This is a genomic window from Microbulbifer agarilyticus (assembly GCF_020171345.1).
GTDB lineage: Bacteria > Pseudomonadota > Gammaproteobacteria > Pseudomonadales > Cellvibrionaceae > Microbulbifer > Microbulbifer agarilyticus_D.
The window spans coordinates 379,813-403,700 of record NZ_JAIUZM010000001.1 but is presented as its reverse complement, the minus strand read 5'-3'; the positions used below and the strand labels follow the sequence as shown (position 1 = coordinate 403,700).

Sequence of the window (23,888 nt, the reverse complement as noted above, 5' to 3'; positions counted from 1 at the left end):
TTTGGCAAACGTAGAAAAAGTTCCCCTCTGGCTACCGCAATTTTGACTTGCTTCACGCCCTCCTTTTCAGCATATCGGTAAAGTCGCATCACCGGGCAGTGTGTGTACGGTTTATGTGTTCGAGCGGCCTGTTCGCCGAGCTTGAAACCTGATTTGCGACGAAAAATAAACGATGAAGCCAGATGTGATTGGATCGAAAACCTCGAATTCTTGCCAGGAAGGCGGCGCTGCGTGCTCCGAATTCACCGCGCCTCGAAATTGGGTGCGGGTGCTGCTCGCGTTTTTCCTGTCGCTCGCGTTTGCCCAGGTTGCACTCGCTGCTTCCTTTAAGACCACGGACTTTGCCATCGACTCGGTGCCGCCAGGTTCTCCGGGCACACCCAGTGGCTGTTTGATCGATGGCCCTTACTACCCCACAACCGATGGTACCGGCCGCACCATGGCGCCCGCGGATCAGCTGTCCATTGATCGCTCGTGTACTGTACAAAATTTCTCCTGTGATGTGCCCCTCGAGTCCACCCTCAACTTTGCCGGCGCGCCAGAGGGAACGCTGATTATTTTTGATAACGTCTGCTTCGGCGGTAACTTTGCCTGTGCGAACGTAGACGGCAAGGCATCGGTGTGGGCGGTGAATGGTTCTGACTTCAGCAGCGTGCGCGAAGGTTGTCAGGACCTGATTATCCCGGTAGAAAAAATCGAAAAGCAGGCCACCGATCTTGCTGGCAACCCGATTGCATCGGTCTCGGTGGGTGTACCGTTTGTTTACACCTTGGACATCCCGGTGCTGTTTGATCCGGTTACCGGTACTGTGCTGCAGGACGCTGGTTCATTGAACGATATTCAGGGCATTCTGATTGAGGACGACCTCTCCGCAGCAGCCCTGGGTGTGGATCTGGATCTGCTGGATGTACGGCTGTTTTACGAGGATACCAGCGGTGCAATTACCGCGATGTCCCCCTCCGCCTATTCGTTCAGTAACAGCGGCCCGGCAAACAACCCCGGTTTACTGACCTTCCGCATCAATGACCCCAGTGTTCTGCCGGCCGGAGCCCAGATTCATATTGAGCTCGAGGTGGTGCTGGATGACACGCCGCTAAATAGTATTGGCAAGTCGTTTACCAATATCGCCGAATGGTGGTTCGGTCGCGTGATCGACGGCACCTTCTACGATCCGTTACCCGGTGAAAGCGGCGTTGCCCAGCTGTTGAGTATTTCCGCACCGGATCTGGTGCTGAGCAAAACCACTGACTCGACCGCGATTAACTTTGCTGATACGCCCACTTACACCATCAGTGTACAAAACGTGGGCGGATCGCCGGCCTGGAATGTTGAGGTCGAAGACCTGCTGCCGGTGGGTATGCGGGAGACAGCTCCGAGTATACAGAGCGTTACCCTGGGCGGTGTGGCGCTGACCGAAGGTGACGATTACACCCTGACGTACAATACCAGCGGCGCCAATGCCGGGTTAATGACCATCGCGTTAAAGGATGAGGCGGGTGGCCTCGCGGCCAACGCGGTACTGGAAATCGTGTATACCAGTCAGCTGGATGATGTGTCGTCGGCAACCGCACCGGTAGATGGCGATGTGCTTACCAACGTGGCCGCGGCTACCGCCTGGTACAACGATTCCAGTGCGAACAACGACCGTATCGAATACACCGGTACGCGCTCGGACGGTACCATCAATACCGACGACGAGCAGGATGCCGCCTCGGTAACCGCGGCGCTGTCCGGTTACTACTTCGAGAAGACCGTCAGCAACGTCACCACCGGCCAGTCGCCGACTGCTTCGGCGGCGCCGGGCGACCGTCTGCGCTATCGCCTGCGCCTGTTTAACCTCGATGAAAATATTTACAACGTGGTGATCACCGATCAGCTCGACGCGGCTAGCTTTGATCTGGCTTCCGCGACGGTTGATGCGGCTACCTGCCCGGCGGGTGCCACCTGTGCCTTTAACGGTGCCGGCCTGCTGACCATCAGCGGTGACTTGGATGTACTCCCCGGCACGGCGCTTGCCTCGATTGCGGTGGAGTTCGAGGTAAATGTTCTGGGCTCACTTAGCACTGGTGACGTGGTGAGTAACCAGGCGCGGATGGATGCGGAAGATGACGATGTTAGTGGTACGGCTTTCTCCGCGTTGAGTGACGACCCGAACGATGCGGAAGGGGTGGTTAATCAGGCCGACCCCCAGGGCAACCCGATCAACCCCACGGAAATCGTGATTATTTCGCCGGGAGCACTGGACAAACAAAACCCGAGCGGCGTCACCCAGGTGGCGATTGGTGAAGTATTTGAGTACCGCATTCTGGTACCTGCCACCCCGGTACCGGCACCGCTTTACGATGTGCAGGTGAATGATCAGCTGCCGACCAACCTCGAGTTGGTTGGCGCAACGGCGCTGGTAAACGGTATCAATTACACCCTGAGCAACACCGGCAGCGCCAACAGTCTCGTGCTGGTGGAAGCGGTTACCGGTATCGATATTCCGGCCAATCAGCAGGCGGAAGTCACCGTGCAGGTGCGCCTAAAAAACCGCATGGAAAACCAGGACGCGGTTACCTTCACGAACACCGCCAGCTACACCTACAGCCGTACCCAGGGCGGAGCCCAGAGTAGCGATGCGGGAACCGCAGACACCACCGCAGCACTTACCGTAGTCGAGCCGAATATTACTGCCACGACGAGCGTGGTGAACAATTCCCGCGGCGGCACCAGTGCTTATGGTGGCGATGTACTGCAGTACACCATCGCGCTGGCCAACAACGGCACCTCCACGGCCTACGATCTCGCGATTGAAAACACCCTTACCGCCAGCCAAACCCTGGTGGCAGGCAGCGCACAGATTACTGTGGGCGGCACCACAACTACGTTGGCACCGTCCGTGAGTGGCGATGTGTTGAGCTGGGGGCGTAGCAGCGGGCAAGAGCTGGATATTGCGGTTGGCGACACGCTTACGCTGACCTACCAGGTAGCAGTAAATGGTGTGGATGGCAGCGACCTGAGCAACAGCATCGTTGCCGACTGGACCTCGCTGGATGGCGCTGACGTGGAAGAGCGCACCGGCAATGATGCGCCGGATACTACCGCGCTGAATGATTACTTTTTTGTCGACGAGCTGCTGATGGCGAGCGTCGACAATTCAGCCATCGCAAAAACGGTACTGAGCGATACCTGGGGTAGTGGCATCGCCACCACCGCTGATGCTAACGCCCGTGCCGGCGACACCGTGACCTATCAGCTGGCGCTCACCTTGTCCGAAGGGTTGAATCGCGACGTCGTGGTGACCGATGTTTTGGACCCGGGCCTGGCGTTCGTGGATGTGGTAAGTATCCATGGCGCCAGCAGCGCACCCTATACCGCGAGTGGGGTATTTTCCTACGCAGATATTCCCGCGGCGAACGTACCCAGCGCGGACCAGACCGGTACCCTGACCTGGACTCTGGGTGATATCACCAACGCCGCGGACCAGAACCCGGCGAACGATACCCTCGTCATTGTTTACCGCGCGCGGGTGCAACACGGTGCGGCCGATAGCCCGGCGGCTACCCCCACTTCCACCGTGCTAAACAACCAGGCCACCCTGGGTTACACCTACGCCACAGGCGTTGCCGCATCCACCACGCCCGATGCCGCCAGTGTGGAAGTACTACAGCCGCAGATTACCGCGCTGACCAAAACCGGAACGGTATTGCCGGCCAGTGGCAGCATCGTGGGCGATGGCCAGTCTTCTGCCACCGCCTATCTGGTGGATATTGTCAACAACAGCATGCAGTTCGCGATCGAGGCCTGTAACGTCGGTGATGCGCCGGCTTACGGCGTGATCCTGAACGACGACCTCCCGGCAGAGCTTGATGAGGGTTCTATTAGCAGCATCGCGGTTGCCATCGATGGCACCGCGCTGGGCGCAGCGGATTACAGTTACACCGCACCTGCAGGGCGTGATGGCGAAATGGCGTTTTCTCTGAACGTTGCCCTCGACCCGGCCAGCTGCGTCACCGTGAATTATCAGATTGGTTTTTATACCGACGTCGCGCCGGACCAGACCTGGTCCAACGCCGCTTCGCTTGTTGCCTACTGGTCCCGGGAAACTCTGGATCCGGCGGATGCGCGGGAATACGTCGCCATTAATCCGGTAGCTGCCGACAGTGTCTGGATGACCAACAACTTCCAGGTCGAGGCGCCCACCAAAACCGTATCGAAAACCCAGGCCACCATTGGCGAAGAAGTGGTGTACACCATCACCGTACCGGGTGCACCGGTGAACGGTATTTTGAGTGGGGTGAGTGTTACCGATACGCTGGATCAGGCGCTGCAATACGTCGATGCCACGGTCGAATTGAATGGTGCCGCACTCGCGCTCGCGCCGGTGCAGAGCGGGCAGGACCTGAGCTGGGCCATCGGCGATATTCCTGCGGGTCAGCAGGCGGTGATCACCCTGACCACCTGGGTGGCCAACACTCAGAATGTCAGTGCCAGTGCCACGCCGGTGCCAAACGTTGCCGCCTATACCTATCAGGCGGGTGGCAGCGCTGTGGATGGCGGCAGCAGTGCGCCGGCCGAATTCACAGTGGTTGAGCCAAACCTTTCCGTAGTCAAAGACGTCGCCAACCTGACTGACCCCGGACAGCCTGCGGCCACTGGCGATGTGCTGGAGTACACCCTCACCATTACCAACGATGGTGACGCTTCCGCGTTCGATACCAACATTGCCGACGTCCTGCCGGCGGAACTCAGTTACGTGGATGGCTCTGCGGTTGCGTTGCTGGATGGCGGCGCGCTTGCCGGGTTCAATGCAACACCCTCGGTCAGTGGCAATACCCTGAACTGGGGCCGCGACAACGGCGATAGCTCCGTGGAGATCCCGGCGGGTAGTGTGTTGGTCGTTACCTATCAGACCAATGTAAGCAGCATCACCGCTGCGGATATCGTCAACAGTGCGCTGGTGGACTGGACGTCGCTCATCGGCACTTACCCCGGTGACCGCGAACGTACCGGGGCCGGCTGTCCCAGCGTTACCCCGCCCAATACCTATTGCAGCGGCGATACCAGCGGTTTCGGTGTGGATTACGATATCGACCTACAGAAGACCCGTCAGGCTGACAGCTGGAATGACGATGGCAATCTGCGGGTTGGTGACACCGTCGATTACCAGTTGCAGGTTGACCTCGTTGAAGGCGACCACGATGGTGTCGTGCTGGAGGACACGCTGCCGCAGGGTATGGCGTATGTCAGCGTGCTCAGTGCGGAGTTCTTCGGTACCCCCGCTGCCACACCGCCCACTCCGACAGTCAGCGCCGATCAGCGCACCGTTACCTGGGATCTGGGTTCGGTTAGCAACCCGGCGGATGGCAACGATACCAACGACTTCCTGACGATTACTTATCGCGCCCGCGTGCTGAATGGTGACGCCCTGTCACAGCAGCCTGTTTCGCAGGCGTTGAACAACGTCGTAACCCTGAATTATCTGGTGGGGAGCGCACCGGGTGCGCCGCTGACCACCAGCGCCAGCGTAAATGCATTGCAGCCATTGCTCACTGTGAGTAAGTCTGCGGTGACAGCTATTAATGGCGATACCGAAATTCAGGCCGGTGAGGCGGCCACTTACACCGTCGATATCACCAACGCCGGCAACGCACCGGCCTACGATGTGGTGCTGGAAGATGTATTGCCCATTGGCCTGCGCGATGGCGGCGTCAGCATGCAGAGTGCGACGCTGGTCAATGCGGCGACCAGTATCACCCTGACGCCAACCTATGATCTGGCCAGTGGTACCGCGAACTGGGACTTCGATCCCGCTGCCAACGCTGCAATTCCGGCGGGCGAAACCTTGCGGGTGGTCTACCAAGTTACTGGTGATGCCGACCTCGGCGCCGGCCTGACCCTGACCAACAGCGCGCAGGTTACGCGTTATTACTCGTTCGACAATGATCAGGTGCCGGCCAACAGCGCGGTAGACTGGCGTGAAGAGTACGGCCCTTCTGATGTCGCCACGTTTAACCTGACCACGCCGGTAGCCGGCGTGCTGAGTAAAGCGACGGCGCAGACATCCGTGGCGATCGGTGAACAGCTGACCTACACCCTGACCGTGCCCGCCACACCTGTAAATGTTGCGCTGGAAGATGTGCGCATCATGGACAACCTGGCGGCGACGGGCGTGGATCTCGCATTTGTTTCCGCCAATGTTGTTGGTGGTAATACGCTGAGCAACAGTGGAACCGATGATGATCTGGTGCTTGCAGACACCAGTGGTGGGCTGAATATTCCCGCCGGCGCGCAGGTCGAGGTCGAGGTAACGGTCGCGGTATTGAATACCGCAAACAATCAAAGCCGCACCGACCCCTTTGTTAACCGCGCTTGGTATGACTACAGCAACGGTGTGACGCGTCTCGGTGACGATGCCACCACCGGTGGTGACGCCAACCCGGTGACCATCGTACATGCGGAACTGGAGGTGGAGAAAACCGGCCCGGCAACCATCCAGGTGGGCACGCCGGAAAACTTTACCCTGACCGTACGCAACAACAGTTCGGCCAGCGCGTGGAATGTGACACTGACCGACTGGCTGCCAAATCCGGAGCCGGGCGGTATGTGCGACGTGCAGCCGGTGATTCAGTCGGCGGCGATCCAGAAGGCCGATGGCTCCACGGTTGCTCTGGCGGCCAGTGATTTCGCGGTAACCTTCTTTGACGGCACGCCTACCTGTGAATTCTCCGCGAGCTTGCAGACCGACGACGAACTCGCGGCCGGCGACGCGTTGACCCTGGTTTATCAGGTCGAGCTGGACGGCGATAACATCAACGACACCACCCTGACCAATATTGCCGGTGCTACCCAGTGGTACAGCGCCGCTGCGGCAGTGGCGGAGCGTTTCGCCTATCAGCGCGCGCTCACAGACGGAACCCCTGGTGTGGTTGATCACGAGGACAGCCATACCTTCACCGTTCTGTCGGCGATTCTCGAAGTGCGTAAGTCGGTGCTCAATGTGACCACCGGTCAGTCCGGCGCAGAGGCCAGTCCCGGTGATCACCTGCGTTACAGCATTGAAATTCAGAACGTCAGCGATGTGCCTCTGGACGCGTTCGTACTGCGTGACGAACTGGATCGCCTGAATAGCAGCGCGATGTTCCAGGTTGATTCACTGCGCGATGTTTCCGCACCTGCGGGCGCGACGGTCAATATTGTCGCCGACGGCGGGGCGCAGGCCAGTGGTCTGCTTGAGGTAACCGACTTGGCAATTGCCAAGGCCGGAGAAGCGGGAGACACCATCACCGTCACGTTTGACGTGGATCTGGTGCCGGTGATTACCAGCGGCACTGTGGTGCTCAATCAGGCGCAGCTCAGCATGAGCGACGTGGTGTTTGCGTCCAGTGATGATCCGTCTGTGGGCGGCAGTGAAGACCCGACCGAAACTCTGATCAACTCCGCGCCCTGGCTGGTGATTCAGAAAACCTCCGAGGACCTGACCGGCGACCCTGATGTGTTGGCTCCGGGCGACAGCCTGCGCTACACGCTCACCATCGAAAATACCGGTAGTGAAGATGCAATTAATACCATCCTGCGTGACCTGGTGCCGGGCAACACAACTTATGTGGCGAACTCCACCACGCTAAACGGTGCACAGGTTGCCGATGTCAGCGGATCTACTGCGCTGGCCGTCGGTATCAGCGTACAGACACCGGGTGAAGAGAGCGGTCTGGTGCTTGCCGCAGCCAGCGGTGCGGCGCCGGCGGTGATTACGTTTGATGTTGTGATCAACGACGTGAACGACGGAACCGTGATTTCCAACCAGGCGTTCGCCAATGGTGACGGCGCCGGGAGCGGTGCCTTCGCGGAGCGTCCATCGGATGATCCGGCCACCACCACCGTGGATGACCCCACCATTGATATTGTCGGCGACGTGCCGTTGCTGGTAGTTACCAAAACCGTACAGCTGGTGGTCGACAACCTGTCTGCCGGCATTGTGGACCCGGAAGATGTGCTGCGCTACACCATTTCCGTCGCCAATATGGGCGGTAAAGATGCAACCGAAGCGCGGTTGGTTGACCTGGTCCCGGCCGGTACCAGCTACGTGGCGAACAGCACAACGCTGAACGGGTTTGATGTGGCGGATAACGGGGGCGCGTCGCCGCTGGAGGCTGGACTCGCCATCAGCAGTGACGATCTGACACCGCCGTTGCCGGCGACCGGCGAAGGCATTATTACCAGTGCGCAAACTGCCGTGATTGAGTTTGATGTGATGGTCAACGCGGATACCGAACGCGGCACCATCATCAGCAACCAGGGCAGCGTGTACAGTGTGGAGACGCCGCTTACTCTCACCGATGCCGACGGCAACAGCAGTAACGGCGCCCAGCCCACCGAGGTTGTCGTGGGTGACGCTCAGCAGCTGTCGATTACCAAAGAAGTTGCGGTCGTCGGTGGTGGCGATGCCGAGTCTGGCAAGGTCCTGGAATATCTGGTGCGGGTAACCAATATCAGCAGCGTACCGGCCAGCCTTATCGTGATTCGCGATGACCTGCTTGCGGCGGGCGACGGCGTGCTCACTTATGTGGCTGATTCTGCGCAGGTAAATGGTCAGCCCGGTGGTGTGACCGTCAACGGTTCCGTTATTACCGTGGATTACAGTACCAACTATAGTGACCTGCAGCCGGACGAAGTGGCGACCCTGCGCTTTCAGGCGCGCCTGGGGCCAAATCTTGCGATTGGTACCTCGGTGGTGAACACCGCTCAGGTGCAGTGGAATGATCCGGCGATGTACAACGAGGCGATCGTCTCCATCGATATCGGTGGTACCCCGGGCATCGCCAACCTTTCCGGTTATCTGTGGCACGACGGCAACTTCAATGAAACGCTCGACGCGGATGAGTCACTGCTCAGTAATTGGAATGTCGAGCTGTATTTCAACAACGCGCTGCTGGAAACCGTGCAGAGCGATGAAAATGGCTTCTTCGTATTTGATGGGCTGGTGCCAAATATGGACGGCGCCAATGTGCCCGGTATCAGTTACGAGATTCGTTATCTCGCCCCGAATGCGAGTGGTTCCACGGCTTCTCTCGGTACCGCCAGTTCCGATTACACCAACGGGCCGCAGCAGATCCTCAACATCTATGTGGAGTCTGGGGCGAACCTGCAGAACCTGAACCTGCCGATTACCCCCAACGGTGCGATCTACGATTCGGTACTGCGTGCGCCGGTCAACGGTGCCCGGGTGCGCTTGGTGAGTGGCTCCAGTGGTCAGCTACTGCCGGACAGCTGCTTTGATGATGCCAAGCAACAAAATCAGGTCACGCTCACCGGCGGCTTCTACAAGTTCGATGTCAACTTCAGCAGTGCCGCCTGTGCGATCAACGCGGACTACCTGATCGAAGTGGATGTGCCCAGTGACAACTACGTGTCTGGCCCATCGCAAATCATCCCACCACAAACCGGTGTGGATACCGGCAGCTTCGATGTGGCGGCCTGTCTTGGCAGTGCGGCGGATAGGAATCCGGCGACACCGGATCACTGTGAGGTTCAGCCTTCGGCGACGCCGCCGCCTGTGGACGTGGATGCGCGCAGCAGCGAGACCGACTACTACCTGCGCCTGAACCTGGATGACAGTAATCAGCCCGGTAGCAGCCAGTTGTTTAACAACCACATTGCCCTGGATCCGCAGCTGGACGGCGCTCTGGCGCTGACCAAAACTGCCGCCATGTTGAATGTGACACGCAGCCAGCTGGTGCCCTATACCATCTCCTTCAACAACTCTCTGCCCGTGGCTCTAACGGACCTGCAACTGGTGGATTACTTCCCCGCAGGCTTCAAGTATGTGGCGGGTTCCGCGAACCTGGACGGCGAGCCCATGGAGCCCGAGGTCAACGGGCTGCAGTTGCAGTGGTCGCAGTTGCGTGCAGAACCCGAGCAAACCCACAGCATGAAATTGCTGCTGGTGGTGGGCTCCGGTGTCGGTGAAGGTGAGTACATCAACCGGGCGCGCATGTTCAACGAACTGTCTGCCCAGCAGCTTTCTGGTGAGGCGTCGGCGACCGTGCGTGTGGTTCCAGACCCAACCTTCGACTGTACCGATGTGATCGGTAAGGTGTTTGACGATAAAAACCTGAATGGTTACCAGGACGCCGGTGAGGGTGGGGTACCGGGTGCGCGCGTGGTCACCGCCAACGGTCTGAAAGCCACTGCGGACGCAAACGGCCGTTTCCACATTACCTGTGCGGCCGTGCCGAACCCGGATCGCGGTTCCAACTTCGTGCTGAAGCTCGACGATCGCAGTCTGCCCAGTGGTTACCGCCTGACCACGGAAAACCCGCGGGTGCTGCGCGCCACGCGAGGCAAAATGCTGGAGTTTAATTTTGGTACCAGCTTGCACCGTGTAGTGCGGCTGGATCTCGCGGAAGCCGTATTCGAGCCGGGTACTACCGAGCTGCGTCCACAGTGGCATTCGCGTACCGGGCTGCTGCTGGAGCGCCTGCAGGAGGCACCGTCCCTGCTGCGCCTGTCATATCTTGCGGAAAACGAAGATCCGGCGCTGGTGCAGGCTCGCCTCGATACTATTAAGGCTCGTATCGCGGAAGACTGGGCGGCACTGGATTGCTGTTACCCGCTGAATATCGAAACCGAAGTTTTCTGGCGCCGTGGTGCGCCGCCCGAACGTGGCAATGTGCTGGACGGGCTCAAACGCAGTATTAATCGCATGATCGGAAGTGAAGATCAGGGAGGGGCCCGGTGATGTTCCGTCCTTCACAAAAAAAACTGGCGATGATCATTGCCGCGCTGGCTGGTACCTCGGCTTTTGCTCAGGAAGCCAGTCAGCAAGATATATCCTGGTGGCAGAAAATCCCCGGACTTTCGCCACAGATTGAAAGCACCGCGGATTACACCGATAAACCCCTCGGCAGTAACACCGAGACCACCTTGATACCCGAGGTGGGCCAGTTATGGGTACAGGACGCGGAGGTGTTTGTCGCCCCGGAAGAGGCGGTGTTGGAAAAAGACGCGCTGCCGCCACTGGTTTACCGCGAGGTAGACGATGAACTGCCAGAAGAGTTTGTTGCGCAGCTGAAAGAGAAACTGGCGGCGCTGGAAAATGCCCATGAATTGCAGCTGATTTTTACCGGTCACACCGACAGCGCGCCGCTGAGCGATGCGCAGCAGGCGGAGTACGCGGATAAAACTGCCTTCGCGCTGGCGCGTGCTCAGCGGGTTGCGGAGTATTTTCAGACCGCGCTGGAGTTGCCGGACGATGCCATCGTGGTGGAAACGCATGGGGATAGCGAACCGCTTACGGAAAATATCACCGCGCAGGGGCGCGAACTCAATCGTCGGGTTGATTTAACGCTGCGCTATTTCGAGCTGGATCAGCAGGCGCGCGATGCCCAGCGTCGCGCCCAGGCCCTGCAGTTGAACCGGGTGCAGGTCTGCCGCCAGGAAACCGTGTGTAAGCTGCGTTATAGCGATGGTTCTGATCAGCGCGCACGCCTAAAAAATTTGGTTTCGCCGCTGCGCCTGGAGCCGGGGCAGGTGGACTTGCCGGCGGCCTTTGTGCGCCGCATTCAGGAGGTGCGCAGTACCTTACTGGATAAGCCCAATCTCACCATTCACTTTGTCGGCCATACCAATGCGGCGTCGTTCCCGGAAGGTCCGGCCGAGCTGTATGACGATCAGATGGCGCTGTCCCGCGCCGAGGCACGGCGGGTAGCACTGGCGGTTGCGGATCAGCTGAATCTGCCGGGTTACATGGTGACTAGCAGTGGCAAGGGCGCAACCCAGCCGGTTGCCGCCAACGACACCGCCAAGGGGCGTTCCCTCAATCATCGGGTAGAGGTGGAGTTCTGGTACGACGACCTGCTGGAAACCGCCGCTGATGGCGTGCAGGCCTGCCCGGAGTCCGCTACGGCAGAAACCATTACCATCGCCCATGAGTCGCCCACCGGCGAGGTACCGCCGATTTTCCTTAACAGCGGTGACCCACAGATTTCCAGTGTCCAGCTGGCACAGATGCAGCGGTTGATGGATGAAGTGGCAGGCAAGTCGAATGTGCGCCTGAGCTTTGTCGGTTACAGCGATAATCAGCGTATGGAGCGTCGTGAGGCCATGGTGTATGGCGACGACGTGGGCCTGTCTTCCGCGCGCGCCAAGAAAACCATGCAGGTAGTGCAGGAAAAACTGGGCCTTGAAGATAACCAGGTGGAGTTCCACGGGCGGGGCTATGTAGAGTCCAAGGATGTGGTGCAGACTGGGTTTATCCACATGGATGGTGCCCGTGTGGAAGTGCAGGTGCTATACGACGAATTAGCGATTCTCGCCGAGCAGGACCGTCTGGAGATCGAACGCCTGCAACAGGAAGCCGTGGCGCATAACCCGTACGCATTGAACCTGATGCGCATTACCGTGGACGGCGCCCCGGAATACGATCCGCACAAGAATTCCGCAGATTTACAGCGCTGTACCGACGTCGCGCTGGAACAGGCCAACATCCAGTTCCGTTTTGACAATCAGTCGATGCAACCGCGCCTCAATGTCACCGCATTCCCGAATACCATCCGCTATGCGGATGACCCGGAAACCGAGCTGGTCGAAAGTCGCGTCCAATTCAAGCACTACACCAACTACCCCTCGTTTATTACCCGTGGGGAAGTGCGTATTTTTGAGGAAGAGCAGTCCCTGCGGGATACGCCGTTGGCCGTGGTTACGCTGGACCAGAATGGCGAGGGTGAATGGGATGCAAATTTGGAAAGCTTCCAGGCACCGCTGAAAAAACTGAAATATGTGTTGCGGGTCTATGACTGGAAACAGCGCTTTGATGAAACGCGCCCGCAGACACTTTGGCTTGTGGACAACTTTGAGCCACAGCTGCGGGAAGCGACCACCGAGACCGAGCTGCTGGTAGGTTACGGGGAAAACCGTCTCGCCGAGCAGAATATTCCGGTGAGCGGCAATGCGGTGCTGGTGAACGGTGCGGAGATTCCGGCGAACCACAGTGTGTGGTTGGCGGGCAGGGAAGTGCCCGTGAGCAGCGAGGGCGCTTTTGTTGCCGAGGAAATTTTTGCCAAGGGGCTGCACACTGTGGAAGTGGCGGTGCTGGACGAGCACGGCAATGGTGAGCTGTTCCTGCGGGATCTGGAGTTCAACCAAAGCGATTGGTTCAGTGTGGGTATCGCCGATGTCACCATCGCTCATGACGATACCAATGGCCCGGCTGCCCTGGTGACCGGGGACGAAACCCACTACGACAATTCCGCAAGTTACGACGGCCGTCTGGCGTTTTACACCAGCGGTAGCTTTGGTGATGGCTGGCGCCTGTCTGCCAGTGCCGATACCGAAGAAGGTCCGATCGACGAGCTGTTTTCCAACTTTATGGAAAAGACACCGGATGCACTTTTCCGGCGTCTGGACAGCGACCTGTACTACCCCACCTTTGGTGACGACTCCACCGTAGTGGAAGATGCGCCCACCTCCGGCAAGTTCTACATCAAGCTTGAGAACTACGACGACTACGGTCTGTGGGGTAACTTTAAAGCATCGCACACCGATAATGAGCTGGCGCATATTGACCGTGCGCTCTACGGGGCCAATTTCCATTTCGAAACCGATGACGTCACCGACTTTGGTGAGAAGCGTTTTGAAATTGATGCATTCAGCGCGGAACCGGGCACCATTGCCGGCCGCGACGAATTCCGTGGTACCGGCGGTTCACTGTATTACCTGCGACACCAGGACATCCTTACCGGGTCCGAGCGTCTGCGCGTGGAAGTGCGGGATAAAAATTCCGGCCTGGTGCTGGGGGTGAAAAACCTCACACCGGTGATCGATTACGATGTGGATTACATTCAGGGCCGCGTGGTACTGAATCGTCCGCTGTCGGCGATCGCCGGGGACAACCTGATCATTCAGGATGGTTCCTATAACGGCAACCCCCAGTATCTGGTTGCCCGCTACGAATACACCCCGGGTTTCGAAGACCTGGACACTCTTGCCGTGGGCGGTAGTGCGCACTACTGGGCCGGTGACCATGTGCGTATTGGCCTCACTGCGAGCCAACAGGATGAAGAGGACAACGAGTCCTCCCTGAATGGTGTCGACCTGACCTTGCGCAAATCGGCGGGCACCTGGGTCAAGCTGGAAACTGCAGAGAGCCAGGGTAACACCCTGGAAAGTCTTTCTTCTCTGGATGGTGGTTACAGCTTTAGTTTGGAAGACCCGATCGATTCGATTGACCCCATCGACCCGAACGCAAAAGCAGGTGCGAGCAAGGTCGAAGCGGCGATGCAGCTGGATGATTTTTTTGCCGGCACGCGCGGCTCCGTATCTGTGTACGCTCAACAGCGGGACGCGGGCTTTTCAGCGCCCGGTCAGCTGGCTACCCGCGAAACCGAACAGTACGGTGGCGCAATCAATGTGCCAATTGGCGAGCGCTTCGATGTCGCGTTAAAAACCGATAGCAAGGAACAGCAGCAGGGCCTGCAGACCGCCGCTACCGATGTGGAGTTGGGGTATCGCTTGAGTGACCGCTGGCGTCTCGCCGCGGCCGCGCGTTCCGATTCCCGGGAAGACCTGTCACCGGTGGTGCCACTCACGCAGAAGCAGGGCGACCGTACCGATGTCGCGGTTCAGGCCGGCTACGATTCCGGTGCCAACTGGAGCGCGTTTGGTTTTGTGCAGCGCACCGCGGACGTCTCGGGTAGCCGAGACGAAAACAATCGCGTTGGTTTCGGCGGCGCCTACCGGGTAAGCGATCGCTTTACCGTGGACAGTGAGCTGTCCGGTGGTGATACCGGTACCGCCGCCAGTGTCGGTACCGATTTCCTGGTGACCGACCGCACCAACCTATACCTGAATTACACCCTGGACAACGAGCGCACCGATACCGGCGTGCGTGCGCGGCGCGGCAACCTGAACAGTGGTTTCCGCAGTCGCTTCTCGGATACCACGAGTATTTATGGTGAGGAACGCTACACCCATGGTGATGTGTCCACCGGACTGACCCACGCATTGGGGGTGGACCTGGCGCCCAATGATAAATGGAATTACGGTACCAACCTCGAGGCCGGTACACTGGAGGACCCGCGTACCGGTGCCGAAACCGAGCGCCGCGCCATGGGTGCGAGCATGGGCTTTAACGATGGCGAATTGCGTTGGTCCAGTGCGGTGGAGTACCGGGTCGACAATATGCAAACGCTGACCGAGTCCGTGGTCAGCGATACCGGTGAGCCGTCCAATCAAACCGTGCTGGAAAACGAGCGCAAAACCTGGTTGCTGAAAAATGCCCTCAGCTATCAGCTGAGTGCCGACTGGCGCCTCGTCGGCAAGCTGAATTATTCCGACAGCGAGAGTTCTGCTGGGCAGTTCTATGACGGTAAGTTTACCGAGGGGGTCATGGGCTACGCCTATCGCCCGGTGGATAACGATCGCTGGAACACCTTGTTGAAGTACACCTATTTCTACAATGTGCCCACATCCGATCAGGTACTGGTGACTTCGAGCAGCCGCAGCAGCGCGATTGATTATGTGCAGAAGAGTCATATCTTCTCTGTGGACACCAACTACGACCTGACGCGTCGTTGGACCCTGGGAGCCAAGTACGCCTACCGTCTCGGCCAGTTGAGCATGGAGCGGGAAAATCCGGAGTTCTTCGACAGTACCGCGCACCTGTACGTGCTGCGTGCGGACTGGCACTTCGTCAACCAGTGGGACCTGCTGATTGAAGGGCGGATGCTCGACCTGCCGGAAGCCGGTGACCGCAGAAGCGGCGCTCTGCTCGCGCTCTACCGTCAGATGGGGCGTAACTTCAAGGCTGGCGTCGGTTATAACTTTACCGACTTCTCCGATGATCTGACCGATCTCGATTACGATAGTCAGGGCGTGTTTATCAACATGGTGGGCAAGTTCTGATCGGGCCTCGTTGGGGGCGCGCTAAGCGCTCCCCAAAAGCTTGGATGCTGTGTGACCGTTCGGTAACTCTTGATTCCGGGTGTCGACTTGGCGCGATATACGGCCAACTACGGTCATCTACATAGTCTATACAGAAAGTATCGCGCAGCTGGTTTAAGTCCGGAAACTGCTGGGAGTAATTTAATGCCAGAAGTGACTTGACTCCCAGTGGGGCGATCAATAGAATGCGCAGCCTCTGAGCGGTTGGGGTCACCCACCGCAGGAAGTCGAGACTTACCAGGTCGACTTCCGGGTCGTTGGTGCGGGGTGGAGCAGCCTGGTAGCTCGTCGGGCTCATAACCCGAAGGTCGTAGGTTCAAATCCTGCCCCCGCTACCAAAATTTGGTTTCAGTGGTTCTGCTGAGTTGCCCGACGGGCTCTCTCTTTACCTCTGGCGGCATAGCCGGCGAAGGCCATAGGTTCAAATCCTGCCCCCGCTACCAAATTTCCATTTATACTTCATGAGGTTTAAGTGGTCGCCTAGCCCCAGAGTTGTTGTTGCGGGGTGGAGCAGCCTGGTAGCTCGTCGGGCTCATAACCCGAAGGTCGTAGGTTCAAATCCTGCCCCCGCTACCAAATTCTTGTGGTTGCATAAATACTATGTGGCTACGCAGTTGAAGCCCCTATTAGGGGCTTTTTCGTATCTGCGGTAAACGGGAATTTCCCGGTTTGCCATCCGAATGGGCCGGGAGTCGGCGCCGCGGTTTCTCATTCGGGCCGTGGGGTTAGCTCCGCTGCCCATTTTTTGTTTTTTGCGGTCGGCACAAGCGATCGCGCATCCGCCCCTCCGGGCAGTCGCACTGCGATTGGCGCGGGCCGGGGCCAAAGTGGTGATATGGCAAGCAAGCGCGAACTTTTGGAAGAGCTTCTGGCTCCGGTGGTTGAATCACTGGATTGCGAGCTGTGGGGGATCGATTACCAGACCCACGGCCGCAACGCCCTGCTGCGAATTTATATCGACGCCGAGCGCGGCATCTCCGTGGATGACTGTGAAAAGGTCAGTCGCCAGGTCAGCGCGGTGATGGATGTGGAAGATCCCATTAGCAGCAAGTACACCCTGGAAGTGTCCTCCCCCGGGATGGACCGCCCGCTGTACAAGCTGGAACAGTACCAGCGTTATATCGGTGCCCAGATTGAATTGCGCCTGCGTATGCCACTGGACGGACAGCGCAAATGGCGCGGTCTGCTGGCCGGTGTGGAGGGCGATGAAATCGTCCTGCGTATCGATAGCGAAAATGAATATTTACTGCCCATCGACAGTATCGAGAAGGCAAATATCATTCCGCAATTTGATGACAGCAAATAAGCGGTAACAAAGTTTCGGGCCTGAATTTTGGGCCAGTGTCCGGTTTTCGGGCCAACTAGAAAGGGCAATGCGGAAGTAGTGGGTGGAACCACCGGTAACGGTTCTATCAAAGCATTGAATAGTCACCACGTAGCGTTTTTGAAGAGGCAGCTGCATGAACAAAGAAATCTTGCTGGTAGCCGAAGCGGTTTCCAACGAGAAAGGCGTTGACCGGGATATTATTTTCCAGGCAATCGAAGTGGCGCTCGCGACGGCCACCAAGAAGCGCTACGACGAAGATTCCACTATCGAAGTGATCATCGATCGCCGCAGTGGTGACTATGAAACCTTCCGTAGCTGGGAAGTCGTTGACGACGACACTCTGGCAGAGCTGGGTACCCAGTTCACTCTGGAAGAAGCCCATGAAAAAGATCCCGAGCTGAAAGCGGGTGACGTATTCCGCGAACAGGTGGAAAACGTAGGCTTCGGTCGTATCGCAGCACAAACTGCCAAGCAGGTAATCGTTCAGAAGGTCCGTGAAGCCGAACGCGCCAAGATCGTCGATGAGTATCGCGATCGCGTTGGCGAAATGGTCAGCGGTACCGTGAAGAAGGTGACTCGCGACTTTATCGCGGTGGACCTGGGCAACAATGCCGAAGCGCGCCTGCCCCGCGACCAGCTGGTTGGTCGTGAGATTTTCCGCCTCGGCGATCGCGTACGCGCCATCCTGCTGGAAATCCAACCGGAAGCCCGTGGCCCGCAGCTGATGCTGAGCCGCTCCTGCCCGCAAATGCTGATCGAATTGTTCCGCATTGAAGTGCCGGAAATTTCCGAGCAAGTGATCGAAATCCGTGGTGCCGCCCGCGATCCGGGCCTGCGCGCCAAGATTGCAGTGAACACCAATGATGGCCGCATCGACCCGGTCGGTGCCTGTGTTGGTATGCGCGGTGCGCGCGTTCAGGCAGTCTCTAACGAGTTGTCTGGCGAGCGCGTGGACATCGTCCTGTGGGACGAGAACCCGGCCCAGTTCGTAATCAACGCCATGGCGCCAGCCGAAATCGAATCCATCGTGGTGGACGAAGACGCCGGCTCTATGGACGTAGCCGTAGCGGAAGAAAACCTGGCAATGGCCATTGGCCGCAGCGGCCAGAACGTGCGCCTGGCTTCCGAGCTGACCGAGTGGCAGATCAACGTAATGAGCGTTGACGAGTGGCAGGCCAAGCAGGAAGCGGAATCTGGCAGCATCATGGAAACCTTCATGGAGCGCCTGGACATCGATGAAGATGTCGCCGGTGTCCTTGTGGACGAGGGTTTCACTTCCCTCGAAGAAGTCGCTTATGTTCCGCTGGAAGAAATGCTGGCGATCGATGGCTTCGACGAAGAGATTGCTGAGGAGTTGCGCGCCCGCGCCAAGGACGCGTTGCTGACTCAGGCGCTGGCCTCCGAGGAGGAGCTGGATGCGTCCGAGCCACAGGAAGACCTGCTGAACATGGAAGGTATGGACCGACAGCTGGCGTTCCAGCTGGCCAGCCGCGGGGTTGCCTCTATGGAGGACCTGGCGGAGCAGGCCGTTGATGACCTGTTGGAAATTGAAGGCATGGACCAGGAACGTGCCGCAGCTCTGATCATGAAAGCACGCGAGCCGTGGTTCGCCGACGACAGTGATCAAGAGGCTTAATGCCCAAGTGCCGGGTGCGAGCCCGGCCCTGCGCGTCACTCTGAGTGTGATGTGCGCGCCCCGAATAGCCTGCCAGTCAGGCCAAGGGCGGAGCGGAAAAATGCATTGATACCGCGCCGCCGCAATGCGACTTTTTAGGAGAGAGAATGGCCGAAGTAACAGTTAGCGAACTCGCCAAATCGGTTGGTGCCACCGAGGAGCGTCTGCTCAAGCAGATGCACGAAGCGGGTTTGCCCCACACTTCAGCGGATGCAAAGGTATCTGCAGAAGAGAAGCAGGTCTTGCTCAATTTCCTGAAAAGCAGCCACGGCAGCAGCAAAGGGGAAGAGGACGCCGCGCCTCGCAAGATCACCCTCAAGCGTAAAACCACCACCACGCTGAAAACCGGCTCTGGCACTGGCCGTAAGACCGTGAATGTGGAAGTTCGCAAAAAGCGCACCTACGTGAAGCGTGCAGAGTCCGAAGCGGAACAGCCGCAGGAAGAAGTGGATACTTCCGCACTGAAGAAGGCGGAAGAAGAGCTGGCTGCGGCGGAAAAAGCTGCGGCCGAGCGCGCTCAGGCGGAAAAGGACGCTGCAGAGGCAGAGGCGCGCGCTAAGGCGGAAGCTGAAGCCCAGGCTCAGGCTGAAAAAGAGGCCGCGGAGGCCGCCAAAGCGGAAGCCGAGGCCAAGGCTGAAGAGGCCGTCAAAGCCGAGAAGCCTGCAGCAGAGGCCAAATCCGAAGCCAAGCCTGCGCCGAAAGCCAAGCCTGCACCTGCCCCCGTTCGCTCCAGCTATGTGGACGATATTGAAGCCATGCGTATTGCCGCCATGGAGCGTCGCAAGAAAGAAGCGGAGCGTGAAGCGGCAGAGCTGGAAGAGAAAAAAGCGCGCGTAGAAGCGGAGCGCAAGCGCGTCGAAGAAGAACAGAAAGAGCGTGCCGAGAAGGCCAAGCAGAAAGCGGCTGCCGACACCTCTGGTGGCGTGAAACCCTCTTTGCGCCGCAAGCAGGAAGCTGCTGTTGATAGCACCAGCAGCGACGATGACGAGCCGCGCAAGCGTCGCAGCAGTCGTCGCGGTAAATCCGGCCCGAAAAAATCCAGCAAAACCTCCCTGTACGATGCAGCGCTGGAAGCTTTTGAATCGGAAGAAGATCAGCGCAGCACCCGCTCACTTTCTCGTCCTACGCTGAAAGTGAAGAACACACACGGCTTCAAGAAGCCGACAGGAAAGCAAGTGTACGAAGTGCAACTGGGCGAGACGATTACCGTCGGCGAGTTGGCCAAGCAGTTAAATGTTAAAGCCGGTGAGCTGATCAAGCGCCTGATGAAGATGGGCGAAATGGTCACCATCAATCAGAGCTTGGATCGCGATACCGCGACCCTGATTGTCGAAGAAATGGGCCACAAGGTGGTGCTGGTGTCGGAGAATGCGCTGGAAGAAGCGCTGGTTGCTGAATCTCAGCAGGAAGGCGGCGAAGACGTGAGCCGTGCCCCGGTTGTGACCGTTATGGGTCACGTTGACCACGGCAAAACCTCGCTGCTCGACTACATCCGTGAAACCAAGGTGGCGTCCGGTGAAGCCGGTGGTATTACCCAGCACATCGGTGCTTACCGGGTGAAGACCAGCCAGGGCGAGATCGCCTTCCTGGATACTCCGGGGCACGCCGCGTTTACCGCCATGCGTGCCCGCGGTGCCCAGGCGACCGACGTGGTTATCCTGGTTGTGGCCGCGGACGATGGTGTAATGCCACAAACCGAAGAGGCCATCGCCCACGCCAAGGCCGCCGGTGTACCGCTGGTTGTGGCGATCAACAAATGTGATAAGGAAGCGGCTGACCCGGATCGTGTGAAGAACGAGCTGGCGGCGAAAGACGTGATTCCTGAAGACTGGGGCGGCGACACCCAGTTCATTGAAGTATCTGCCCACACCGGGCAGGGTATTGATGAGCTGCTGGAAGCAGTATCCCTGCAGTCTGAGATGTTGGAATTGAAAGCCAAGGTCGGTGTACCGGCCACCGGTGTTGTGATCGAAGCGCGCCTGGAAAAAGGCCGCGGTGTGGTTGCCACCCTGCTGGTACAGAACGGCGAGTTGCAGCGCGGTAATATCGTGTTGGCTGGCCAGAGCTACGGCCGCGTGCGTGCGATGACTAACGAACTGGGTAAATCCGTGAAAGAAGCGGGCCCCTCTACACCGGTAGAGCTGCTGGGATTGGATAGCACCCCGAATGCGGGTGACGAATTCATGGTTGTGGCGGATGAGCGTAAAGCTCGTGAAGTTGCCGAGCAGCGTGCCGACAAAGAGCGCACCGAGCGTATGCAGCGTCAGCAGGCCGCCAAGCTGGAAAACATGTTTGCCAACATGGAAGCCGGTGAGAAGAAAGTGCTGCCGGTTGTGGTTAAGGCCGACGTGCGTGGATCTTTGGAAGCGATTCAAGCGGCACTGGCCGATATCGGTAACGAAGAAGTGTCCGTCAACGTGGTTTCCAGTGGCGTGGGTGGTATTGCGGAAAACGATATCAACCTGGCCCTGACCTCCGGCGCAATCGTAATCGGCTTTAATACCCGTGCCGATGTCGCCGCGCGTAAGCTGGCAGAAACCGAAAGTGTTGAAGTACGTTACTACAGCGTGATCTACAACCTGCTCGACGAAGTGAAGCAGGCCCTGTCTGGCATGCTGGATCCGGAAGAGCGCGAAGAAATCGTTGGTATCGCCGAAGTGCGTGACGTATTCCGCTCCCCGAAACTTGGTGCCATTGCCGGTTGTATGGTTACCGAGGGTACCGTGTACCGCAACAAGCCGATCCGCGTACTGCGTGACAACGTTGTGATCTACCAGGGCGACCTGGAATCCCTGCGTCGTTTCAAAGACGACGTGCAGGAAGTCCGCAACGGTATGGAATGTGGTATCGGCGTTAAAGACTACAATGACGTCAAGCCTGGTGATCAGATCGAAGTCTTCGACATCGTAAAAATTGCCCGCGAACTGTAACGTTCTCTTTCGCCGGCAGCCGGGTCACCGCGGTTTTACCGCGGGGCCTGGCTGTCGGCGAAATGCCATTTTTAATAGGTAAACAATGGCCAAAGAATTTCATCGAGCCGATCGAGTTGCCGACGCCATGCGTCGAGAGCTGGCGCGGCTGATTCAGCACGAAGTGCGCGACCCGCGCGTTGGTATGGTCAATGTCAACGACGTGGAAGTGAGCCGCGATCTCACCACTGCCAAAGTGTTTGTCACTTTGGTGGGCGAAGACGATCGCAGCAAGATCGATATTTCCATGGACGTCCTGAATAAGGCTGCCGGCTTCCTGCGCAGCCAGCTTGCCAAGGAAATTCAGATCCGCACGATTCCCCGTCTGCAGTTCCGTTACGACGAAACCTCTGTGCGTGGCCAGCACTTGTCGGCATTGATCGACAAGGCGGTGAAGTCCGACCAGAAAAAGTCTGACGACGAACCGGAAGAACAGAACGACTGATGGGCCGCAGACCAAAATGGGGCCGGCAGGTAAATGGTGTGCTGTTGCTGAACAAGCCCACCGGTATTTCTGCCAACGACGCCCTGCAACGAGCCAAACGCCTGTTCTTTGCCAATCGCGCCGGCCATACCGGCGCGCTGGACCCGCTGGCGACCGGCGTGCTGCCGGTATGCTTCGGTGAGGCAACCAAGTTTTCACAGTACCTGCTGGATGCCGACAAGCGCTATCGCAGTACCTTCTGCCTCGGTATGACTACCGAAACCGGTGATGCGGATGGCAATGTTGTGGCCACCAGCGATGCCTCGGCGATCACCGAACAGCAGGTGCGCGATGCCATGGTGGATTTCCGCGGCACTATCAGCCAGGTGCCGTCCATGTATTCCGCGCTGAAGCATAATGGCCAGCCGCTATACAAGCTGGCGCGTCAGGGCATTGAAGTAGAGCGTGAAGCGCGCCAGGTGGAGATCTTCTCCTACGAGTTGCTGAACTTCATCCCTGCGGCAGATTCTCCAGACAAGCTGCCCAGGGCAGAGGTCGAAGTGCACTGCTCCAAGGGCACCTATGTGCGCAGTCTCGCGGAAGATCTGGGTAAGGCGCTGGGTGTAGGGGCTTTTGTTGAAAAACTGCACCGCATTGCCGCAGGCCCCTACCATGAAGACGACTCGGTCACCTTGGATGAGCTGACCGAAGAGCGTGGGGAAGACCGCGCTGAAGTACTCGATCACCACCTGTTGCCAGCGGATTCTCCCGCCTCCGGGCTGCCCAAGATGATCCTCGCGGATGACACGGGTTACTATCTGCGTCAGGGGCAACCGGTTATGGATCTGCAGGTCTATCGCTTGGGCGACGAAGGTGATATGGTGCGCCTCTTCCTGGAAAGTGGTGAATTTCTGGGCGTTGGAGAGATTACTGATGACGGGCGGGTTGCCCCCCGCCGGTTGGTAAAATAACCCGCAGGAGCCGGTTTTCCGGCGAATACGGGGAATAAGCGACTAGCTGGTCTGTAAACATGCACGGGCCAGCCGAATTTTCAAAGCATGTTACGAACGAGGTAATTCGTTATGGCACTGTCTGCAAACGAAAAAGCAGCCATCCTGAAAGAGCACGGCCAGTCTGAAGGTGATACCGGTTCTCCGGAAGTTCAGGTAGCCCTGCTGACTGCCAACATCAACAAGCTTCAGGGTCACTTTGCTTCTCACAAGCAAGACCACCACTCCCGTCGTGGTCTGATCCGCATGGTAAACCAGCGTCGTAAGCTGCTGGACTACCTGAAGCGCAAGGATCTGAACCGTTACGCTCAGCTGATCGCCAAGCTCGGCCTGCGTCGCTAAGACCCTGACAATGCCCGCCTCTGGCGGGCATTGTTCTTTTTAGTTCTTGTATAAATGCTGCTTTACACGCATTGAGCTGCAGGAACGAGTGAATATAGGAATTTCGGGGAGTCGGTTAAGTAGTTCCCCGGGATTGCCGGCATACGTTACAGGCCGGCAACCATCGTCCGTTTGTTTGCGGGCGAACACTGTAGGGGCTGTTGGAATGGGCCAGCAG

At 58.3% G+C, this 23,888-nt stretch carries 8 protein-coding genes and 2 tRNA genes; all 10 read left to right on the top strand.

The window, feature by feature from the left end:
* Positions 1-262: 262 nt before the first annotated feature.
* The 10 genes from LCM31_RS01535 to rpsO all read left to right on the top strand — a co-directional run bounded on the left by LCM31_RS01535 (position 263) and on the right by rpsO (position 23,671).
* Positions 263-10,723 carry an isopeptide-forming domain-containing fimbrial protein gene (locus LCM31_RS01535; protein ID WP_224866958.1) on the top strand — a complete coding sequence of 3,487 codons (10,461 nt, stop codon included), beginning with the start codon at positions 263-265 and terminating at the stop codon, positions 10,721-10,723.
* Positions 10,723-15,885, top strand: a complete 5,163-nt coding sequence (locus LCM31_RS01530) for an OmpA family protein (RefSeq protein WP_224866956.1) — start codon at positions 10,723-10,725, stop codon at positions 15,883-15,885. The genes LCM31_RS01535 and LCM31_RS01530 overlap by 1 nt, the downstream gene beginning before the upstream one ends.
* Before the next feature lie 300 nt (positions 15,886-16,185).
* Positions 16,186-16,262, top strand: a tRNA-Met gene (locus tag LCM31_RS01525).
* 161 nt (positions 16,263-16,423) lie between these two features.
* Positions 16,424-16,500 (top strand) — tRNA-Met (locus LCM31_RS01520).
* A gap of 259 nt (positions 16,501-16,759) precedes the next feature.
* Positions 16,760-17,230 carry a ribosome maturation factor RimP gene (gene rimP / locus LCM31_RS01515; RefSeq protein ID WP_224866955.1) on the top strand — a complete coding sequence of 157 codons (471 nt, stop codon included), beginning with the start codon at positions 16,760-16,762 and terminating at the stop codon, positions 17,228-17,230.
* Between the two features lie 154 nt (positions 17,231-17,384).
* Positions 17,385-18,887 (top strand): transcription termination factor NusA, encoded by a 1,503-nt coding sequence (nusA, locus tag LCM31_RS01510; RefSeq protein ID WP_224866953.1) that lies wholly within the window; start codon positions 17,385-17,387, stop codon positions 18,885-18,887.
* A gap of 146 nt (positions 18,888-19,033) precedes the next feature.
* Positions 19,034-21,856, top strand: coding sequence for a translation initiation factor IF-2 (gene infB, locus LCM31_RS01505; RefSeq protein WP_224866951.1), 2,823 nt, complete (start codon positions 19,034-19,036; stop codon positions 21,854-21,856).
* An 85-nt stretch (positions 21,857-21,941) separates the two neighbouring features.
* The gene (gene rbfA / locus LCM31_RS01500; RefSeq protein WP_224866949.1) at positions 21,942-22,340 is read left to right on the top strand and encodes a 30S ribosome-binding factor RbfA; all 399 of its coding nucleotides are present in this window, start codon (positions 21,942-21,944) and stop codon (positions 22,338-22,340) included.
* On the top strand, positions 22,340-23,290 hold the full coding sequence (gene truB / locus LCM31_RS01495; protein WP_224866947.1) for a tRNA pseudouridine(55) synthase TruB: 951 nt from the start codon (positions 22,340-22,342) through the stop codon (positions 23,288-23,290). The genes rbfA and truB overlap by 1 nt, the downstream gene beginning before the upstream one ends.
* Positions 23,291-23,401: 111 nt before the next feature.
* Entirely contained in the window at positions 23,402-23,671 is a 270-nt protein-coding gene (gene rpsO / locus LCM31_RS01490; RefSeq protein ID WP_066966910.1) for a 30S ribosomal protein S15, read from the top strand.
* The last annotated feature ends 217 nt before the right edge of the window (positions 23,672-23,888 follow it).